The organism is Polyangiaceae bacterium, from assembly GCA_016715885.1.
Lineage (GTDB): Bacteria > Myxococcota_A > Polyangia > Polyangiales > Polyangiaceae > Polyangium.
Genome location: JADJXL010000026.1, coordinates 250,964 through 269,602 on the forward strand (window position 1 = coordinate 250,964; position 18,639 = coordinate 269,602).

Below are 18,639 nucleotides of genomic sequence, written 5' to 3' on the forward strand. Positions count from 1 at the left end.
GCCTACGTGATGCATCATGTGCTATGCTGCGCACATGACTCGCGCCCTGCTCCGCTCGACCGCGCTCGCGTTGCCGCCCCATGAACGTGCCGCTTTGGCGGCCGAGCTACTGGAAAGCCTGGACAACGTTGAAAACGAGCAGGATGTCGCGGCCGCATGGGACGCGGAAATTGAACGCCGAATTGTGCAAATCGAGCGGGGTGAAGTGGAAACGATTCCTGCGGAGCAGGTCATGCGAAGGCTTGGAAAACGGTGACGGAGATCCGGTTTCACCCGGCTGCCGGCGATGAGGTAGAAGAAGCGTATAAATTCTACGGAGAGCACAACCCTGCCGCAGCTGCTCGGTTTGCCGCCGAGGTCGGTCGTGCACTCGATGTCATCCGAGAAGCACCACTGCAATCACCATCTGGCGCGCGAAACACGCGGCGATTCATCCTTCGAGGGTTCCCATTCACCATTATTTACCGCGTAACTCAGGCGGCGAAAGCAGCAGTAGGACCAACACGAGCAGCCTCGCTTCGGCGATCACGTACCATCGTCACCATCATCGCGGTCGCGCATCATAGTCGGCGCCCCGGTTATTGGTTCGATCGCTAATTATCGCCGCCGCAACGCTTTCCCCAGCGCCAACGTGATTCCCGCCTGCAAGCTGCTCTTCGTCACGATGCCCGTCAATTCCGTACCGCTCCTCCATCAGCGATCGCGCCACGTCCGCTCGCACGCCCGTCAATATCGCCTGCGCCCCGAGCAGCTTCAATGCCGACGCCGTCTGCACGAGCGCCTCCGCCACACGCGAGTCACCATTCTTGACACCCGTCACGTCCAGAATGACCGCCCGCACCGGCCGCTCCATCGCGCCCTTCAACGCCGCCTGCATCAGCTCGCCAACACGCGCCTCGTCCATCGTCCCAATGAGCGGCATCACCACGACGTCGTCGCTGATCGGAATGATCGGCGTCGACAATTCCGCAAGCCGCTCGCGCTGCGCCGCGATGACACGCAATTGCAATGCTTCGCGCTCGGCCTCCGTCAATGCCCGCTGTTCGAGCTCCACGCGTAGCATGTCCGCCGTCTCGCGCGCCTCTTTCGTCCGCTTCGCAACCTCCGCTTCGAGCCCCTCATTCGAGCGCCGCAATTCGTCCGTCACGCGCTGCACTTCCGCATAAAGCAACGCGCTCTCGACAGCCGCCGCCGCTTGCGCCGCAAGAAACTCGATGAGCGGCAATCGCCCCGGGACGAACGCTTCGTTCGCCGACGTGTGCTCGAGGTAAATGATGCCGACCAATTTCCCCTTGTGCAGCATCGGCGTGCACAGAATCGACCTCGGCGCGTAATGCACCATGTATCGGTCTTTCGCAAATCGCCGATCCGCCCCCGCGTCGCCCATCACGAGCGGCTCGCGCGTGCGTCTCACGTATTCCACGACCGACAGCGGAAGCTCCTCGTATTCCTCCGCCAATACGCTCGTCTCCGTCTCGATTCGCTCCGGATCGACCTGCATCGTCACGTCGACCCAAAGCCGGCCACCTCGATCGATGAGCAACATGCCTCGATCCGCGCCCGCACTTTCAATCACCGCCCGAACGACCCGCACGAGCACGCGCTCCAATAAAATCTCGCCCGCAATCGCCTGCGCCGCATGAATGACCGTGGCCGTATCGAGCGCCGCGAAGTTCTTATCGATGCGCGAGCTCTGCGCAGGCTGATCCCACGGCGGCAATTCCCCATCCCAAAGCTCGTCGTATTGAGCCGACAACTGATCCCGCTTCGACGTCGCTCCCCAGCGGCCAAGCACCCGACGCGCTTCGACGACATACGACCGAGCAAGTCGTTTGCGGCCAAGCGCCAAGTGATATTCGGCCGCGCGCTCGAGCGCAATGCTTCATCCTTGACAAACCCATTCCGAGCAGCCCCTCGATGGCCGCATCGAAAGATTGAGCGCTTCGATGTCCCGCCCCTCGACACGCGCCCGCTCCGCTCGCACCAAATCCAATCGATGCCGGAAATTCTGCGGACAGCTCTCCGCAAGCGCCAATAACTTCGCCTCACGACGCTCATAGTCCGCAAGCCACTTTGCCCGCTCGTCACGTGACCCTTGGCCCGATTGCACCGCCGCAAGAAACGCTCCGCGGAATATGACGCCCGTCGCAAAGTATTGCGCTACCGCAACGTCGACATACCGATCAGCCTCCTCGAGCACGCGTACGGCCAAGTCGTAATCGCCGAAAAGCACCGCCAGCTCGAGCCGCACGGCATGAAAATAACTCGTGACGAACGGCAGGTTCTTCTCACGCAGCGAAGCCTCGAACTTCGCTTCGTCGAAATCGCGATCCGAAAGCGTCGTTGCGTTGCCGCGCGTGCGACCTCGCAAACAACGCACGAGCTGATAAGCGACGCGCAAATGCGCCTCGATATGAGGTCGCGCGTCTTCTGCATGAGCAAAAGAAAGCTCTCGATCCTCCTGCTCGACAGGCTCCCAATTCTTCGCCCAAGCCCAAACGTATCTGAGCAATCGTGAAACACGTGTACGAAACAAACGGGAAATCCCCCGTCGCAAGCCCCTCGCGCTGCGCTCGTTCCAAGTACGGAAGGCTCGCCGCCAGCGGGCGACGGTAAAAGTGCAGGTTGCCGCCGACCGTCAAATACACTTTGCATGCAAACGAAGGTGACGGAAACCGCTCGAATAGACGCAGCGCGAGCTCACCCATGTGAAACGCTTCGTCGTAACGCTGCATCGCAGCGAGCGTCATGCCGTACACGGCAAACGCAAACGCACTTTGTCCTCGGTCGGCCCGCCTTCGAGCGTCGTGCGCACCATGCGCGCAGCCACCAAGAAAAGAAGCGCGGATCCGTCATACGCGGCTGAACGAGATGAATGAGCGTGCGCAAAATGGCTCGCCGATTCGGATCTCTTGAGCATCACGACATCGACCATCGACTCGGCATGCCGCGCATTGAGCATCCGATCGATCTTGGTGCGTTCTCGGCAAACACCGCCAATCGATCCGGGTTGTCGAGCGAATGCTCGCCAAGCAGCCGAAGTCCTTCGCAACCCACGCGCACCGCGTCCGTGAACCGACCCATCGTCACGTACAAAACGGTCTCGAGATCACGCACGCTCGCGCGATCGAGCGGCGATGAAGCATGCCTTCGCAACAGCGCAAACAGCTTCTCCGCGTCGTCGAACCTGCCCGTGAGATACGCACACGCAGCAGCTCCCCATGCGAGCGAAAACATGAGCTGCGGTTGATCATCCCAGCCGCGACCGCCGAGCAACATGATGCCCGTCGAAGTAACCGGACGCCGCTTCGTAGGCCGCGGCCCGCGCGCCTTCCGGCCTCCTTCGAGCGCATACGGCGACGTCGACACGCTCGGCAGCGTCCGTCATCGCGGCTGCACCACGATGCGCGGAAAGAGCACCTCGAAAGGACTGTCGTTGTCCGGAGTCGGTTCGGCGCGCAAACGACGGCTGATCGCAAGATGCAGCGCGGGCAGTTCCTCCGCAGGAAGCAGCGAATATGCAGCCTGTTGCACCTTGTCGTGCGAGAAACGATACGCGCGTGGACCCGCGGGCTCGTTTCACCCGGACGAACCGGGACTTGCCGCACGCGCACGGGAAGCACGAGCCCTTCGGCAACCGCGGCGCTCAAGTCGCCGCGCAGTTCCATCGGCGTGCGACCACAAAGCGCAGCGAGCGAATCGAGGCGAAACTCGTGACCAAAACACGCCGCGCGCACGAGCGCATGACGCGACGCTGGCGCAAGATCGCCGATCTTTCGAGCAACAGCGTGACGATGTCGTCCGTGATCGAGCCTTCGACACGCGCTTCGTCGCAATACACGGCGCCCGTCGCAGCATCGACGTCGACGAGCCCATCACGCACGAGCGAGCCGAGGATTTGCCGTACGAAGAAGGGATTTCGTTCGTCTTGCTCCACAGAAGCACGCCGAGCGATTCGGACCTCGGATGAATCGCAACCAAGGAGCCCGCGATCATGCTGCGCACATCCGAGGGCGCAGCGGACGCAGCTCGAGCTCCGTGACGGGCACGTCGAGCCACTGAAGCCGTCGTCGAGCGTGCGGCGAATGGGGCCGAACGTTCGCCATCGTCACGGCTGCGAAACGCCGTGACGACGAGCAAATACGCGGCTTGAGGATCACCCAAAAGATCCTTCAAGAGCTTCAGCGATGCCGGGTCTGCCCACTGGAAGATCGTCGAGGAACAAGATGACGGGACGGCGCCGCGTGAAGACGGAAATGAACCGCTGCACGATGATGGCAAAGCGAGTTTTGCGATTCGAGCGGCCCCAAGTCCGGCGCGACGCCCGCTCGGCGTGAACAGCATGCCGAGCTCGGGGACGACGCGCGCGACGAGCTCGACGTTGGGTCCGAGCGCTGCATCGAGCTCGGCACGAATCCGCGAAAGCTCGGTCTCGGTCCCCGCCAGCGCTGCGCGCACGAGTTCTCCGAGCGCGTGGCCGATGCCCGCAAACGGCATGTTCTGCCCATTGGATCGAACTTGCCCGCGGCAAGATACGCATCATCGGCGGCCGTTCGCGCGAACATGTCGATGACGAGCGCCGTTCTGGCCCATGCCTTCGGCGCCTTGGATCGCGAACATCCGCGACCCCGCGCCGAGCGCGATCCACGGCGGCGGACAGCGTTTCACGCCGGCGTCGCGTCCGTAGAGACGCACGGCGGAGGTGAGCATCGTGGGGCGGTCTTGTCCTCCGAGTGGAAACGGATCGACGCGTCCCGACGAACGCAGCCGTTCGATGCACATGCCGATGTCGGCGGCGATTCCGCGTGCGCTTTGTAGCGGTCGTCCGCGCTCTTCGCGAGCAGCTTGCGGACGATGCGCGAAATCGCTGGAGGCACGCTTGGTTCCAGCTCGTGCGGCGGCTTCGGTGCTCGTGCAAGGTGCGTGCACGAGCGCCATGGGCTCTGCGAAGTGAACGGCGGCTGCCCGTGAGCATTCCTTGTAGAGCACGGCCCCGAGCGCGTAAAAGTCCGCTCGATGATCGACGGACGGTTTGTCCGGCCCGTCTGTTCGGGCGCCATGTACACGAGGGTGCCTTTCGGGGCATCCGGGTTCGGCGTGCGTAGGGATTCGTCGCCGGTGCGTCCTGCGGACGTGAAGTGCACGAGAAACGCTGCGTTGTCGTGTTCTCGCACGAGGATGCTTCTTGGCGTGATGTCGCGATGCACGACGCCTTGCGCGGCCAGCACGGCGAGCGCGCGCGCGACGGCGGCTGCGTACGCGAGCGCTGTTTCGAGTGGCAAGCGGCGCGTGGCGAGGATCGTTTCGAGCGTCGTGCCGCCGGGTCTTCACGCATGACGCCGAACAGCTCGGCATGTTCGACGAACCCGATCGCGCGTGGCGTGACGGCGTCACCGAGCTCTTTTCCGAGCGCGTGGGCGCGACGCAGCGGGCGCGATCGTCGCTGCGGCGGCGCATGCGCGTGCATTCGACGAGCACCGAGGTGCCATCCTCAGACGTCCTCGGTAGAGGGCGAAGCGGGCATCTGTGGCGAGGGTGGCGACGATGCTACAGCCGGGGAATTCCCGGGGTCATGCGTTTCGATTCGACGAATGCGGGGACTCGGCACGAACGATACGGCGTTTGGGCGGGTCAGTGGAAGGGTTGAGTGTGGGACGAGTTGCCACGAGGCGACAGGGATGGTGCGGTGGAGCTAGCCCAACTTCCGCAGTTGGGCCAGGGCAGATCAATAATTTCAAGCACTTACGGCCCAAAGTTGGCACTACAAATCTACGCGACGCGTGGGGTCCGGATGCGCTCGGGTAGGCGTAGCCCGAGGCGGTCGAGCAGGCTGCCTGTTCAGGCTCGGGACGGACGATGCAACGAATCCGCAGTTCGCGCCCGGCTTCTCCTGCGATGGGGATGATGACGTCCGCGCATTGAATGCGATGAAGCTCCTCGAGAATCGTGCGCGGACTGCCGCCCAATCCTGCACGTTTCTGCCACTGTTCCAGCGTTTTCCATAATGCATACGCCAGAAAGCACACGAGAATGTGCGCCTGTACTCGCTCGGCTTTCTGATGCCATATCGGTCGAATCGAGAGGTCGTTTTTATGAATGCGAAAATGCGGCTTCCGCTTGCGTCAATTGAATGTACGTGTGCCATATTTCTTGCGCCGACCAATTGTTTACGTTGGTGCGCAGCACATAACATCCTCGCTTTCGCGGGCCCATTCATTCCAGTCAAATTGCAGCGCTTTCTGAAGTTTCAATCCTCCGGCCCTGGTTGATCGTAAACGATTTGTATTCGATAGCGGCCGGCCGCGCGTTCATTGCCGCCGAGAAGCCGCCCATCGGCGTTCGAGCGTGCTTCGATCCACGGGCTTTTGGCTCGCTCGAGCCGCCGCTCGATTCGTTCGAGACCATCTTCGATCCGTTTCGCAAATCGGTCGTGCATCGCCGATTCCTTCTTCGCTCGATCTGCGGACCGGCACAATACAAATGTCTCGGATCCCCTTCGAGCACAGCTTAACTTCCAATCCGTCACGAATTGCCGTCCAGCCCGCCGAATCCAAAATCGCCTCACGCCAAGATTTCATCGCTGCTTTGGGCGTGCCAATCAAATACCGTCTGCCCGTTGATTCAAGCCTTATTTCACATTCGCTTCGCTGCCCATCCCGCGATCCATGACCCATACGCGTTGCGCGATGCCAAATCTTCGTTCCATGCTCTCGACGATTTCTTTGACCGTCGTCATGTCGCTACGGTTTCCGGAAAACCTCGTAGCCAAGCGGAAGTCCTTCACGCGTGACGACGAGCGCGATGCAAACCTGCTTGCAATCCGAGCGGTGATCGCGACTGTGTCCGCGCTGTGGTTCGTTTTTCTCCGCAAGCCCCTCGAAATATGTGCTCGTCACATCGTACAACAGCAGATCATATTCAATCGAGAACAATTCGCCGAGTCGCTTGCGCAAATGTTTCTCGATGGCTTCTTTTGTGCGGCAAAAAGCTCGTCGAGCGCGCGATACAGCCGGTCATCGTTGACCCGCTCCACTGGTAAATCGAGAATGTCTTCGAGCGCCGTTTTGCGATACCAATCCTCGGCGATGTGCAATTCGCTGGATGGCTCGCACAGTCGTGCAATGACCAAAACCGCCGCCATCGTGGACCATGCGACGGACTCTTTTCCTTCGGGCATGCACGACGCGCACAACATATCCAGTTGCAATGCCTTCCAGAGCGTCCATCCGAGCCACACATCGCCGAAATCACGACTGCGTTCGAGGCGAACAAGATCCGCTCGAATCTTCAAGGTTTGCGGAAGGGGATTATCTTCCCATAACTCCATTTGATTCGCGCCGCCCGTCATTCGAGCGCCCAACTCCTTCGCGGCCGCTCGCTCCTGCGCATCGAGATTCCCGAGCTGCGCGACCGTCTGTTGAACGACTCTGCCATTGCGACGAACGGACCGAACCAATCGCCAATAGGTGTGGGTGGTTCCGTTTTTCTTGACCAGCGAGCGACGTAGATACATCGATCTCTTGCTGCAATCATGGTCCTTCCGGTAAAACCGCGCAAATCCATCGGTTGGCACTACACGCATGGTTTGGAAGGGCCGAGTGACGGGTCTTCCCAAATCGGCGACGCATCACTCGCGCACAACAACTCAGGCCACATGCCTGGCCCACATTGTTCCGTGGAATCAGCGTTCGGTGAGCACGATTCTGACGACGGGCTTGGCCAACTGCGGAAGTTGGGCTAGGTGAAGCGGCCGGAACGGACTTGGTGGTTCTAGGCGATCCATTTTCAGGTCTAGGCGATCCATTTTTCAACCGGACGCGATCCTATTTCAAATCTACGCGGTCGCGCTTCAGGTCTACGCGGTCCATTTTCAGGTCCACGCGATCCTTTTTCAGGTCCACGCGATCCTTTTTCAGATCTAGGCGATCCCTTTTTCAACCGGGTGCGATCCATTTTCAGGTCCACACGATCCCGGGTCAACCCGACGCGATCCTTCATCAACCCGTACGCGATCCTTCATCAACCCGACGCGATCCTTCATCAACCCGTACACGATCCTTCATCAACCCGTACGCGATCCTTCGTCAACCCGACGGGTAGAGGGGTAAATACCCCATTTTACGTTTCAAACTGACCCTCTTTTCACGAATGGGTCATTTTGAATTCGTGAGCCTAGCTACGCGCTCGGCCGCCTAATACGCGCCGCGTCATTCGCGTGATTCCTAACGTTTCGCCGTTCGTACGCCTCATCCGTTCATGTGTCGTATCCTGTCCGCTCATTGAGAAAAAACCTCCTGAGCGATCGAAAAATCTGATATCGTGAACCTCTAAAACTTGACGGGAAATTCGGGACGGGCCGAACGCGGAACGGCGCGAATTTCCAGTCAAAAATGAGGGATCGATGTCGAACGTTTTGTCGTTCGAGAGGCGTCTTTCTGTCCTCGCGGCGTTAGTGAACGGAAACTCCGAGCGAGCGGTCGAACGAATGACCGACGTCAATCGGCGAACGATCCGTAAGCTCGCGTTATCGTTAGGGGAAAACGCGATCCATTTACACAATAAAATAGCGCGAAATCTGTCCTGTCCCCTTGTACAGCTCGACGAAATTTGGAGCTTCGTACGTAAGAAACAGTCGCGAGTTACCGCGAAAGAACACGCTGAAGGCCTCGGCGAAGCGTATACATTCGTAGCGTTGGATTCCGGCTCACGTTTCGTCATCTGTTGGAAGGTCGGAAAACGGAACGAAGAGAGCGCGAAATCGTTCGTAAAAGACCTCCGTTCTCGTTTGATCGTCATGCCCGCTATGACCTCGGATGGTTTCGCGCCTTACGTAAGCGCCGTCGAAAGTTCGTTCGGAAGAACGATAGATTACGCGATGACGATCAAGAATTACACGAAAAAGGGGAGGCGAGACGATGATTACCGCTATGAGCCGCCCCGTATTAAGAACGGTGAAGGCTTCATTACAAAGAAAACGGTGTTCGGAGCGCCTGATTTAGACTCCGCGAGTACAGCCTATATAGAGCGTCAAAACGGTACGATGAGACACCTTGTAGGGCGAATTCGTAGGCTATGTCTCGCGTTCTCAAAAGACCCTCGTCATCATTCCGCGGCTATCGCGTTAGGCTATCTTCATTACAATATGTGTCATGTGATCTCTACCTTACGGGTCACGCCCGCGATGCAACTAGGGGTGACGGATCACGTTTGGGACCTCCGCGAATTGTTGAAAAACCTCTTGACAGCCGAACCTTGTCCACCTCCGGATGTTCAGCCCCTCGCGTCACGAAAACCCGAGGTTGCCCATCGTGAGCTACCCAACGGTAGGGGGTTCCTCCGCGCGATCGATGGCGGGAAATCCGCGGCGAAAGCTCAGCCGTTGATCAAGCCGGTGAAACCGGAGAAGGGTCAGCTTGACCTGTTCGACGACGAGACGGACGAATGACGATTTGGTATTTCCATTTGAGAGGAGGTGTGGTTGGCGCTGGATTTCGATAGGTTTGGATGGACAAGCCTACGTTGAACGGCGTAGTTCCTAGGGATCCGGTGTAGATGGACGAATAAACGTGCATTCGATGGCGGTGTACTGTTTCATTCATCGAATGACGAGAGAACAAGAAGTGACGTTTGTGCTGCGTATGTACGGGTTACTCGGCAACCCCAAACATCCCATACAACATCGCTCCCCTGCTACAGGCGGCAACAACGACGCCCCTACTGATCGATTGGCTCATCGTTTCAAAAAGTTCGATGTTTTTGCTGGGCTCCTTCGCAAAAAACTTGCCAATCTCTTCTCCATCAGATCCTAAAATTGCGAAAGTAGTAGTCTCTTCAAGTGGAGATGGTTCGTCGGACGCGAACACCGGCTTAACCCCATACCTGACTATTTGATCCATCGAGTTGTCTTTGTTTGACACGACGAACCTGGCCGAACCCCACATCACCCCTTTGTCCAGAGGGTCAAAAACTCCGCGAAGATTGTCTATTTTGTCGAGTCCTGGCCCACACAAATGTTCTGGCCATTGCATGTGCTCAACAAACGCGTCAAAAACAGCACACCATGCAAGGCGCCATGGGTCGAGGTGGCCGTCAATGTGACGAAGCTGGATAACGCGGCGTGCGGCGGCGTGAATTTTTGTGTAGTTCATCTCGGTGTTTTCTTTGCGCAGCACGCACACCCCCCGCCTTGACTCAGGACCATCCCCGATCCACGCTCCGAGCATCCGTGGCGGGATGCTGGGCGGGTTGTCGTAGCGGAAGTTACGCGGCTCGCCTTTCGTTTTCTGTAGCCTAGCGCTCGGGTTATTCCGAACGGAGCGGGATCTAGCTCCATTTTGAGGGGAGTCTAGAAGCGAGCGAAAGAAAACGCGGTGGATCGCGGGTAGGTGGGAACGTGAGACGGGCTACTGTACGGCGTTCGACGCTACTTCGATCCGCGTCTCGATCTCGCGGAGCCCCTTGAGGATCTCGCGGCGGAGGTAGACGCGGCTGTGAACGCGCTGATCGGGCGTCGCGGTAGCGTCTTCAGCGAGAGCGCGGAGGTTCGCTACAACGGGGCGTAGGAGCGCCGCGTAGGCCGCTAGAGCCGCGGGATCGCTCGTCTCGACCGCGGCGCGTATTCTTTCCCTTTCCCTGACGCGTGAACGTGTCATGCTGCCCTCCCGATGATCGGCGCGGTGACGATGACCTTTCCGCCTAAAAGGACCTCTACGGGTACTCCCGCGACCGCGGCGAGACGGATCGCGAAGGTCCCCGTAGGCGGCGTTCTGTTCGGGTTCACGAGGCGTCGGAGCGTGTTCGCGGAGATCCCGATCTTCGCGGCGAGTACGTGGAAGCTCCCGAACGCGCGCTTCATCTTCCTGAGCGCGACGCGTACGGCGCGGACCTCATCAGGCGAGAGCTTCAACGCGTCGGAACGTCGACGGCGCTTGATCGGGTCGGGAGGACAAGGAAGGGCCGGGACGTCAGTCGATCGATTGACGCGGAAATGGAGACGTTTTCTTGTCCGAATTCGTTCGGAGGTTCTAAAGCGTTCATCGGGTATCTCTCGTTTTCAGGAACGGGGTATCAAGTCGCCTCGGTAGCGCGGCTAACGTTACCGGGGCGGCGCCCTTTCAGGCCCGAGCGTTCTAGCCTATTTTCCCGCGTCAATTTTCAAAATGACCCACTTTTGTCCAAAGTGACCCTCTACCACCCGACGCGATCCTTCATCAACCCGACGCGATCCTTCGTCAACCCGACGCGATCCTTCGTCAACCCGACGCGGTCCTTCATCAGGTCCACGCGCCACTTGTTCCGACCAGCACACTTTTTCGCTCATCACGTATTCCGGCTTAAGTAAACCCACTTCGTAGGAGGTGGTTGTATGGCACTCGACTTGAAGGCGCTCGCCCCCGAAGCGCGCGCGGCATTCATCAAAGATGGTGAACATTTGGATCGGCGGACACGCTGGCGCAGGCAAATCAAACATTGAATGCGTGCAGCGCACGCGCAAAGCTCGTCGATTATGGTTTTGGTTCGGCCGATGCGGCCGAATTGGAGGATGCGCAATGAATTGATCGCAGCGGGCGTCGGGCGAGAAACGAAGCGGACGAGCAAGAAAGTCGATACCGCGGCGCTTTCGGCGGCCATGCGCGATGGCCAGGGCGCTCGATTGCGAGCGCGTTCGGTCCTGGGTGGGGCAAAGCGAACGCTGTTGGCATTGGGAAACATTGCGGGGCCGCTAAAGATCGAGGCGCTTTTGGAGCGCGACCGCTGCGGCCGAGGATGCCAGAGGCTCGCCAAACAGCTCGATGCATTGCAGGACGTATTGAAAGACCCAGCCATTGCGGACGCGGCAAAGGATCGTGGGTGGGCCCAAAGCCGTGACGGACCTTGCAGCGGACGCGCAGGCATTGCGTGATGCTTCCAAAGCGAAAGCCGAGCCGCGAGGAACGCCCGGGCCGAGACGCTCGATTTTTCTCGACGGAATCGTCGTGAGCCTGCGGTACGATTGGCGCGGGATGCCGCCGAAGCCGCCGCGCGTGACTTGTCCGAGCCGGCAATGGCGACGGCATTCGAGCTATCGGCACTGTACAAGCGTCGAGCAAAGAAAAAGGGCGAGCAGCCCGCGGGCGGTGGTGGCGAGGGCCGCTAGAGCTTTTGATGATGCGCATGTGACGCGTTGCCGGCTCTTTTTCGCATTCAAAAACGAGCGCTCGTGCACTTCGCCGTCGATCCGGATTGGGTCTACTATGACCACGAAACTGGACTTGGAACAGACATCGTTTCTGCCCTTCAATCGAGGGAACCGGGGCGGCGCAGAAGGGCAAAAACATCAGCGAGCGACAGCTTCCGGCGGCATTCGAGTCGGACGAGTACCAAGTGCTGCTCGTGGCGAACAAATACCAAACGGGATTCGATCAACCGCTTTGCACACGATGTACGTGGACAAGCGTCTTGCGGGGGTGCAAGCGGTGCAAACGTTGTCACGTTTGAATCCGCACATCCGGGCAAAGAGGACACGTTCATTTTGGATTTCCGTGAACGAGACCGAAGAAATCCAGCGGAGTTTTCAGCCGTATTACGAGCAAACGACGGTGGCGGAAGCAGCCGATCCGCAGCAGCTCTACGAACTGTCGCACCGGCTCGAGGCGGCCCAAGTCTTTTGGGCGTCGGAGCTGGAAGCATTTTGCAAGCTGTTTTTCTCGCACAAAGGCAAGATGACGGGCAACATCATCACCGAGCTCTACCGGTGGGTCGAGCCCGGCAAGGATCGCTTCATTGCATTGCCCGAGGAGCAGCAAGACGATTTTTCTTGAAGCATTGATTGCATATCTGGACTTTGCGCATTCTTGTCGCAAGTCATGCCGTATCAGGACGCGGACCTGAAAAAGTTTATTTACGTTTGGGCGGTTTCGGAATTGAAACGCCCCACGACCCGAAGAAGACTCCATTGCCGCTCGATGAGAAGTAGCGCTTCAATATTATCGCTTGGAAAAGATCGAAGAGGCGCAGATCAAGCTGAGCGTGGCGGATTCGGTGCAGCTCAAGGGCCGACGGACGTCGGAACGCGGAAGGCCAAAGACGAAGTCGCTAACTTATCGCAAATCATCACGATCTTGAACGACGTTTCGGGACGGAGTTCACGAAGGCGGATGAGCTACTCTTCCATCAATTCGTCGAGGAAGCGAAGCAGGACGAGGAGGTGGTGCAGCGAGCGAAGGCCAATGCGCTGGACATTTTGCTTTGTCGATGAAGGGCAAGATCGGCGAAGATGCTCGACCGGATGGAGCAGAACCAGGACGTGGTATCGCGGGCACGAGGGATCCGCAGTTCCAGGACGAGCTATTCCGGTGGATAGTGCAAAGATTTACGAGGATGTGCGGGCGGTGGGTTGAGGGGGTCCTTTCATCGGGCACCATATTCATTATATCTGCCCCGCCCCTACGAGACGCCATTCCATGTCAGAATCGCCCAAATCATGGGCGAGCTTGAGGTAGAGAACCAGGTCATCATCGTTTCGTTCAAGGAGAACTCTTACAACTCGGGCAGGTTTCGTGAACCGATTATCCGTCACCCAACTTCTCATTTTGGTTCATACTCTAAATCCGATCGGATGTGCCCAATACACGCGGCATTCATCACCACGAACCACGAACCACATGCTTCGGCTCGATGCAGAGATGCGAACACCAGCAATACGCCCATTTTTCGTTCACCAGGGCGGCGACAGCAGTAATTGGCTGACCAACGGTTCCGGAGTAGCCATTTAGCTGCGAGCAATTCACCCGACGCCACTTCCCGTGGGCTTCAATGTATTGTCGGTTATCCTCACCAATAGGCTCTGTAAACGGGTCCTTCCAGGCACCTTCACGAGCCCGTATGCTATCGCCTCGGCGGCGCATCTATCAATAAAGACCTGATCATCGATGCCGATTTCAACTGCGCCGTCATCTGGATCTATTTCTCCCCATGTTCGTAGAGCACCCTGGCAATATAGGTGATGCGCTTGCCGGCCAAGTTTCTAAGGGAAATGGCGAGTTGCTCCATTGAACCATCCATTCGTGTGTCCGCCCGGTAGTACTGTGATGAAGTCGCCATCCTTATGGAGTGCTGCATCATTCACGTTGTTTGAGTCCCCGGAATTGATGTGCTACCAATCTGCTTCAGCACCGCGGTTATCGGAAATTCCTCATGGGACTGAAGGCCCAGCCAGTAGGTAATGTGAGTCTTGCTCGCGCCAGTGATTCCGAACGAAATCAACAAACAGATGTATATCTGCATCCTCCTTGACCGTACCAGCCAAGAGTCGCGCTCGTTTGCCGATGCGAGGATCAGCTCCCCCGAGTTCCGAAGCGCTGGCTGGGCACCCAGAGCCTCCGATTCGTAGAAGCAGATGAATTCACGGAGTCGCCACGGATTTGCGTTTACAGTCCCCAATCTTGGCTTTCAAAGCGCAATCCGAGTCTCGAACTTAGCTCGCGAAGAAGTTCCTCGGCAATCATCTTATTGCTCCTACGGCTCTGGATACGCGGTCTTTACGCCGGAACCACTGGAACCAGGCGCGCTCTCGTTGCAGGACTGAAGGTCCCGTCTGGATTGACCATTCGCCCGATTCCTTCAGGCAAGTCGAATGACGCCGCACCACTCTTCAGCTCTGGCAGATGCTTAGCTATGAAGTTCTCCGCGGCAGCATCATCGATCCATTGTCCAATTGCTCGGCCCGATCCCTGCGCCTGTTTCAACAACTGCGCAGTATTTGCACTCCCATGTTTTGAAAACGTGTGCCCGACTCTTACACCAGAGAGCGCACCGGTTCCACCAACACGGCCCCCGGCCCCTCGCTTTGGTGGCCCCTCGTCGTACCTGCTCCGCGCCTGGGGACCAACTTGCCAACGACGACGCCTACAATAACCGTCACGCCTATCGCGGTCGATTGCCGTGTGACGCTGTACGTGTCGCCGTCGTCGTTTGCAAGCGATATGTTCGCAAACGCAATCAGCGGGTTGACCACATTGAATGCATCGACGGCATCGCCTTGTCGTATGCGTCGTACATCCGCTCGATCGTCGGCAATGGGGTCGACGTCCAATCGTCCCCGAAATGCCGCGCGCCGCGTCGCCAACGCCATCCCATACGGCATCGCCAACGCTTCCTTTTTCGACCACCGTTGCACCCTGCGGCGGTGCTGCTGCGCCATTTCCCGTCGTTCCTACATCGGTTGTCGCCGCTGGAGCGCCCACGTCAGCCGCATGTGGCGGTGGCGTAGGTCGCGGCGTCGGTGGCGGCAATGGGTCGAACGTGATGAATGCCGAGCTGTCCGGGCGTTTCTTCGACGCGCCACAACCGCGCGCTTCTTCCTCAGTAAACCCACTGGATCCACGAATGCAAGCGGATTGTCGCGCACGTATGCATACGCTCCCAAGCTTTGCCCATTGTACACGTTCGCAATGATGGGATCGGTCGTCGTGAACCGCCCAATGCGTGGTCGTAGACTCTTCCTTCATGTTGACGAGGCCGAATTCGTCGGCCTCTTCATGGCCTGTATAGCCCTTTTCGTTTTGCTCGTGAACGCTATCGGCGATCCGCCCCATTCTGGATTTTCCGTGCGCCAAAAGCATCGCAACTCCGCCGCTCATCGATGGTGCCATTTTCTTTGGTGGTCGTCTCGATCGACCCAAGGTGATCGACATGCAGATACAGCGTCCCCGGTTCTGGGGCCACCGCGCGTCACAATGGCAATCACTCGCTCCGGCGAATGCACGTAATACCGATACGCTTTGCCAAAAGCGCCGGTCACTTGCTCGAAGATGTCCTCGAAGTACAGCGTCTCGCTCGACGGCATGTCTTCCGAATTCTTTGCTCGTCGCCATCGTACCCGAACGATACCGTCGTCGCGCCCTGTGATCGTTTCGGCAAATCAAACGGCGTATACGTAATGCCAACGCCTCCCGGCCGCGTGATTTGATTGCCGACCGCATCATGGTAGAAGCTATCGCCTGCCGCATTCGTGACGGCATGCGGATGCTTTGGATCGGTATACGACAGAATGCCCACGTCCGACTTTGACGTGAGGTTCCCATTGGGCGTATACCCATACGACGCGTCGCACGGTGCATTCTGATTCTCGACGAGCCGAAGTACGCACACGTGAGCCGATTCAATGCGTCATACCGGAATCGCTCCGTAGTATGTTGCGGCTGCCTGGCGTCCGTACGGCGTTTCAAATTGAGTCGCTCGTCCCAGTCGTACGACAATTGCTGAATGGTCGCCGCGCCCTTCGTCGAGGTGATGCTCTCGAGCGCACCTTTCTCATGGTCGTAACCCCGCGCCGTCGTCACGCCATTGCCAACAGCTCGCCCTTGTACCGGCCAGCTTGGTCGACGTCCGTCAATTGCCAATACGCCCTGTTCGTATACGTGTCACGCACGCCAATGCGATGACCGTGGTTGTCGTGCTCGTACGTTACACCAAACGGCAACGCCCGAGCGCCTGCGGATATTCGAGCGCTTTGGCCCTCCCAACCTCGTCGTACGTCATTCGCGCCGTAAACGATTCTCCCGCAACGGAGAGCGTCATCCCTTCGAGCTGCCCTCGCTCCGGAATACGCGTACGTCTTGATTCCGTCGGGACTTTCGAGCATGTGCAACCGGCCAATTCCATTCGGCGCTGTATCCCACGTCCACGTCGTCGTCAAGCTTTTCCCGTGTGCGTATCCGTGCGCGTTTGCACGCGCCCGAGTGCGTCCACGCCAAACGTGATCACGCGACCAAGTGCATCCGTCGATGCGAGGACGTCACCGAATCCATCGTTGACGAACATCGTCGTGCCGCGATCCGGCTCATCCAATTGCCGCACACGCCCGAATGCATCGCGCGCCCACGGTGACGGCACCGCCGGGATCGGTCACCGAGCGAAGCGTATCGGAATGACCCATAGGCACATGCCGTTTTGCCATTCGCTGCATCCGTGATTGTTACGGGTCGACCCAATGCATCGAGCCCGGTAATCGTATTGTGCAACAGCGGATCGGTCATCTCGATGAAAAACCATCATACGAGGTCGTGGTCGTTGCGTTCCACGGTGTGGTGTGCCGAATCTCGCGACCGAGCGCATCGAATTCGTATTCGTCGAAGGCGAGCTGCGAGTCGAGCGTATCTTCTGCCGCCGGGGCCGATCGTCGCGCAAACATTTCCCGCTCAGCGGATCGTATTCGATGACTTGTATCAAGCGCGGCGTATTCGGCTTTGGCGGAGGGCCATGCGTATACACGCGCATGGCTCGCCCTCGGCTGTCGAACACCGTTTGATCGTCCGAACCACCCGCCGTCGTCGTGCGCTGCTTCATGCGCCACTCGCCGCCGATGTTTTCACGGCTCAACGCTATCGTCGTTTGCGATCCATCCGGGCGTTTCTCGACTTCCAACCTGCCAAAGCCGTCGAATTGCCATTCCGGTGACCAATTCATTCGGATCGATCACTTTTTGCAGCGCACCGAATCGCGCATCATGCTCCACCGTCGTTTCATGCTCAAAGCGCATTGATGTGCTGATCCGGGAATACGCCTTCGTCATCGTAAACGGTCATTGATTCGCGATGATGCCCGAATGCACGTCCGCAACCACGCCTCGTCACATTGCCAAACGGGTCACGCTCGTACTTCACGGTCAGCTTCGTATCGTCGATGTTGTCGTTGCTCGAAGTGGATTCCGTTTTCCACTTCGCCAAATGCATTCGTCGTTCGTGTGATCGTCCGGCATTGCGTCAAGCCCGCAGCCGAGCTGCACTCCTCTTGCCAGTGCGGCTGCCCTAAAATCCAACGGCTCACGTCATTCTTCACGGTGCGCGAAACACGTCGTCAGGTCGACGCCCACTGTGGATACGTCAACCTCGGAGCACGCTGCCGAATTCCGTCAATGGTCGCGTACATCCACGGTCGTATCGCGCAGCATCGTCGCGTTTTCATTGGCGGCCACGCCCCCGCTTAGTGCTGCCAGCGCGAACCTGCTCCAGAAAAAGCGCCTTGCATGCGGCGCGTACGGCGTTTCGTGGGCAGCGAAATACGTGCGCCCGTCATTCGTGGGAAACGACGTCTGCGACAATATCGACGAAAGTTGGTTTCTACACGGCCCGGATTCGCCTGTCTTGGCAACGCCGGAGCCCACCGCCATTGTGATTTTACCCGCCCCGCAAACGGGACACACGTTGCGTTCGCCGATGCTGACAAGTGTCTCGCTGTCGTAAAACGTCGCCGTCGTCGCGCCCGTATCCAGGTCCGCCAGGATACGCTCGCCAAATCCCAGGAAACCATACCTCGCCGATCGTATCGTCCATCGCGATAACGCAAGCCAAAACGCCGCCGTCGCCCACCTTGTCCGTCGTTGAGTGCATAGTCGCGCACGACACGCTTGGAGCCCACCGCGCAATGCCGCGGGTATGCGCAATCATTCGCCTGATCCCAATGCGACAAATAGAAATCCGTTTCTTCGGGGTCCGTTCGTTTTCGATCGGTCCGTCAAGTGCCCAAACTTGATGGACAATATCGGAATGAAGCCGGGAATCCTCGGGATCATGCTCGTCTGTGCCATCGGAAACTCCCACGAGCACATCCGGGTCGGCTGCACGGTCTTTGAAAAAAGGTGCAACCATTCCCCAGAAA

The 18,639-nt window shown here is 58.5% G+C and carries 24 protein-coding genes; 6 read left to right on the top strand and 18 right to left on the bottom strand.

Annotation, left to right across the window (positions count from 1 at the left end):
* Positions 1-34: 34 nt before the first annotated feature.
* Both IPM54_40910 and IPM54_40915 read left to right on the top strand, forming a co-directional pair.
* The gene (locus IPM54_40910) at positions 35-256 is read left to right on the top strand and encodes an addiction module protein (GenBank protein ID MBK9266136.1); all 222 of its coding nucleotides are present in this window, start codon (positions 35-37) and stop codon (positions 254-256) included.
* Positions 253-597 (top strand): type II toxin-antitoxin system RelE/ParE family toxin, encoded by a 345-nt coding sequence (locus IPM54_40915; protein MBK9266137.1) that lies wholly within the window; start codon positions 253-255, stop codon positions 595-597. The genes IPM54_40910 and IPM54_40915 overlap by 4 nt, the downstream gene beginning before the upstream one ends.
* Here the strand turns inward: IPM54_40915 and IPM54_40920 are convergent.
* From IPM54_40920 to IPM54_40960, 9 genes are all read right to left on the bottom strand, one after another.
* A complete protein-coding gene (locus tag IPM54_40920) occupies positions 545-1,849 on the bottom strand; it encodes a GAF domain-containing protein (GenBank protein MBK9266138.1) in 1,305 nt (434 codons plus the stop codon). The genes IPM54_40915 and IPM54_40920 overlap by 53 nt on opposite strands.
* 33 nt (positions 1,850-1,882) lie before the next feature.
* Entirely contained in the window at positions 1,883-2,512 is a 630-nt protein-coding gene (locus tag IPM54_40925) for a hypothetical protein (protein MBK9266139.1), read from the bottom strand.
* 234 nt (positions 2,513-2,746) lie between these two features.
* Positions 2,747-2,920, bottom strand: a complete 174-nt coding sequence (locus IPM54_40930; GenBank protein MBK9266140.1) for a hypothetical protein — start codon at positions 2,918-2,920, stop codon at positions 2,747-2,749.
* Entirely contained in the window at positions 2,920-3,369 is a 450-nt protein-coding gene (locus IPM54_40935) for a hypothetical protein (GenBank protein MBK9266141.1), read from the bottom strand. Before IPM54_40935 ends, IPM54_40930 begins: the two co-directional genes overlap by 1 nt.
* A gap of 15 nt (positions 3,370-3,384) precedes the next feature.
* On the bottom strand, positions 3,385-3,534 hold the full coding sequence (locus tag IPM54_40940) for a hypothetical protein (GenBank protein MBK9266142.1): 150 nt from the start codon (positions 3,532-3,534) through the stop codon (positions 3,385-3,387).
* Between the two features lie 45 nt (positions 3,535-3,579).
* Positions 3,580-4,497: a hypothetical protein gene (locus tag IPM54_40945; protein MBK9266143.1), complete on the bottom strand. Its 918-nt coding sequence runs from the start codon at positions 4,495-4,497 to the stop codon at positions 3,580-3,582.
* A gap of 167 nt (positions 4,498-4,664) precedes the next feature.
* The gene (locus IPM54_40950; GenBank protein ID MBK9266144.1) at positions 4,665-5,282 is read right to left on the bottom strand and encodes a hypothetical protein; all 618 of its coding nucleotides are present in this window, start codon (positions 5,280-5,282) and stop codon (positions 4,665-4,667) included.
* 965 nt (positions 5,283-6,247) lie between these two features.
* A complete protein-coding gene (locus IPM54_40955) occupies positions 6,248-6,436 on the bottom strand; it encodes a hypothetical protein (protein ID MBK9266145.1) in 189 nt (62 codons plus the stop codon).
* 456 nt (positions 6,437-6,892) lie between these two features.
* Complete coding sequence (locus IPM54_40960; GenBank protein MBK9266146.1) at positions 6,893-7,582, bottom strand: DUF4277 domain-containing protein; 690 nt, start codon at positions 7,580-7,582, stop codon at positions 6,893-6,895.
* An 819-nt stretch (positions 7,583-8,401) separates the two neighbouring features.
* Here IPM54_40960 and IPM54_40965 point away from each other — a divergent pair.
* Positions 8,402-9,445 (top strand): transposase, encoded by a 1,044-nt coding sequence (locus tag IPM54_40965; GenBank protein MBK9266147.1) that lies wholly within the window; start codon positions 8,402-8,404, stop codon positions 9,443-9,445.
* 202 nt (positions 9,446-9,647) lie between these two features.
* On the opposite strand, the gene IPM54_40970 is transcribed toward IPM54_40965, so the two are convergent.
* The 3 genes from IPM54_40970 to IPM54_40980 form a co-directional block, all read right to left on the bottom strand.
* Positions 9,648-10,172, bottom strand: a complete 525-nt coding sequence (locus tag IPM54_40970) for a hypothetical protein (GenBank protein ID MBK9266148.1) — start codon at positions 10,170-10,172, stop codon at positions 9,648-9,650.
* Positions 10,173-10,403: 231 nt separating this feature from the next.
* Positions 10,404-10,652: a hypothetical protein gene (locus IPM54_40975; GenBank protein ID MBK9266149.1), complete on the bottom strand. Its 249-nt coding sequence runs from the start codon at positions 10,650-10,652 to the stop codon at positions 10,404-10,406.
* Positions 10,649-10,906: a helix-turn-helix transcriptional regulator gene (locus IPM54_40980; GenBank protein ID MBK9266150.1), complete on the bottom strand. Its 258-nt coding sequence runs from the start codon at positions 10,904-10,906 to the stop codon at positions 10,649-10,651. Before IPM54_40980 ends, IPM54_40975 begins: the two co-directional genes overlap by 4 nt.
* Before the next feature lie 567 nt (positions 10,907-11,473).
* Between IPM54_40980 and IPM54_40985 the strand changes: the two genes are divergently transcribed.
* From IPM54_40985 to IPM54_40995, 3 genes are all read left to right on the top strand, one after another.
* Positions 11,474-11,902 carry a hypothetical protein gene (locus tag IPM54_40985; GenBank protein MBK9266151.1) on the top strand — a complete coding sequence of 143 codons (429 nt, stop codon included), beginning with the start codon at positions 11,474-11,476 and terminating at the stop codon, positions 11,900-11,902.
* Positions 11,903-11,992: 90 nt separating this feature from the next.
* Complete coding sequence (locus IPM54_40990) at positions 11,993-12,136, top strand: hypothetical protein (protein ID MBK9266152.1); 144 nt, start codon at positions 11,993-11,995, stop codon at positions 12,134-12,136.
* 97 nt (positions 12,137-12,233) lie between these two features.
* Positions 12,234-12,800, top strand: a complete 567-nt coding sequence (locus IPM54_40995; GenBank protein MBK9266153.1) for a hypothetical protein — start codon at positions 12,234-12,236, stop codon at positions 12,798-12,800.
* 1,976 nt (positions 12,801-14,776) lie between these two features.
* On the opposite strand, the gene IPM54_41000 is transcribed toward IPM54_40995, so the two are convergent.
* The 6 genes from IPM54_41000 to IPM54_41025 form a co-directional block, all read right to left on the bottom strand.
* Positions 14,777-15,181, bottom strand: coding sequence for a hypothetical protein (locus IPM54_41000; protein ID MBK9266154.1), 405 nt, complete (start codon positions 15,179-15,181; stop codon positions 14,777-14,779).
* 596 nt (positions 15,182-15,777) lie between these two features.
* Positions 15,778-16,131: a hypothetical protein gene (locus tag IPM54_41005; protein ID MBK9266155.1), complete on the bottom strand. Its 354-nt coding sequence runs from the start codon at positions 16,129-16,131 to the stop codon at positions 15,778-15,780.
* Between the two features lie 187 nt (positions 16,132-16,318).
* Positions 16,319-16,678 (bottom strand): hypothetical protein, encoded by a 360-nt coding sequence (locus IPM54_41010; GenBank protein MBK9266156.1) that lies wholly within the window; start codon positions 16,676-16,678, stop codon positions 16,319-16,321.
* The gene (locus IPM54_41015; protein ID MBK9266157.1) at positions 16,675-16,875 is read right to left on the bottom strand and encodes an RHS repeat protein; all 201 of its coding nucleotides are present in this window, start codon (positions 16,873-16,875) and stop codon (positions 16,675-16,677) included. Before IPM54_41015 ends, IPM54_41010 begins: the two co-directional genes overlap by 4 nt.
* Positions 16,876-16,887: 12 nt before the next feature.
* Positions 16,888-17,448 carry a hypothetical protein gene (locus IPM54_41020; GenBank protein ID MBK9266158.1) on the bottom strand — a complete coding sequence of 187 codons (561 nt, stop codon included), beginning with the start codon at positions 17,446-17,448 and terminating at the stop codon, positions 16,888-16,890.
* Positions 17,449-17,510: 62 nt separating this feature from the next.
* Positions 17,511-17,714: a hypothetical protein gene (locus IPM54_41025; GenBank protein MBK9266159.1), complete on the bottom strand. Its 204-nt coding sequence runs from the start codon at positions 17,712-17,714 to the stop codon at positions 17,511-17,513.
* Positions 17,715-18,639: the final 925 nt, after the last annotated feature.

Excerpts from the sequence above, each read along its gene's own strand:
- IPM54_40910 (MBK9266136.1), top strand. The coding sequence starts at position 35 with ATGACTCGCGCCCTGCTCCGCTCGACCGCGCTCGCGTTGCCGCCCCAT.
- IPM54_40930 (MBK9266140.1), bottom strand. The coding sequence starts at position 2,920 with ATGCTCAAGAGATCCGAATCGGCGAGCCATTTTGCGCACGCTCATTCA.
- IPM54_40945 (MBK9266143.1), bottom strand. The coding sequence starts at position 4,497 with ATGCCGTTTGCGGGCATCGGCCACGCGCTCGGAGAACTCGTGCGCGCA.
- IPM54_40955 (MBK9266145.1), bottom strand. The coding sequence starts at position 6,436 with ATGCACGACCGATTTGCGAAACGGATCGAAGATGGTCTCGAACGAATC.
- IPM54_40960 (MBK9266146.1), bottom strand. The coding sequence starts at position 7,582 with ATGCGTGTAGTGCCAACCGATGGATTTGCGCGGTTTTACCGGAAGGAC.
- IPM54_40965 (MBK9266147.1), top strand. The coding sequence starts at position 8,402 with ATGTCGAACGTTTTGTCGTTCGAGAGGCGTCTTTCTGTCCTCGCGGCG.
- IPM54_40975 (MBK9266149.1), bottom strand. The coding sequence starts at position 10,652 with ATGACACGTTCACGCGTCAGGGAAAGGGAAAGAATACGCGCCGCGGTC.
- IPM54_40985 (MBK9266151.1), top strand. The coding sequence starts at position 11,474 with ATGCGTGCAGCGCACGCGCAAAGCTCGTCGATTATGGTTTTGGTTCGG.
- IPM54_40995 (MBK9266153.1), top strand. The coding sequence starts at position 12,234 with ATGACCACGAAACTGGACTTGGAACAGACATCGTTTCTGCCCTTCAAT.
- IPM54_41000 (MBK9266154.1), bottom strand. The coding sequence starts at position 15,181 with ATGGCGCAGCAGCACCGCCGCAGGGTGCAACGGTGGTCGAAAAAGGAA.
- IPM54_41020 (MBK9266158.1), bottom strand. The coding sequence starts at position 17,448 with ATGAATTGGTCACCGGAATGGCAATTCGACGGCTTTGGCAGGTTGGAA.
- IPM54_41025 (MBK9266159.1), bottom strand. The coding sequence starts at position 17,714 with ATGCATTTGGCGAAGTGGAAAACGGAATCCACTTCGAGCAACGACAAC.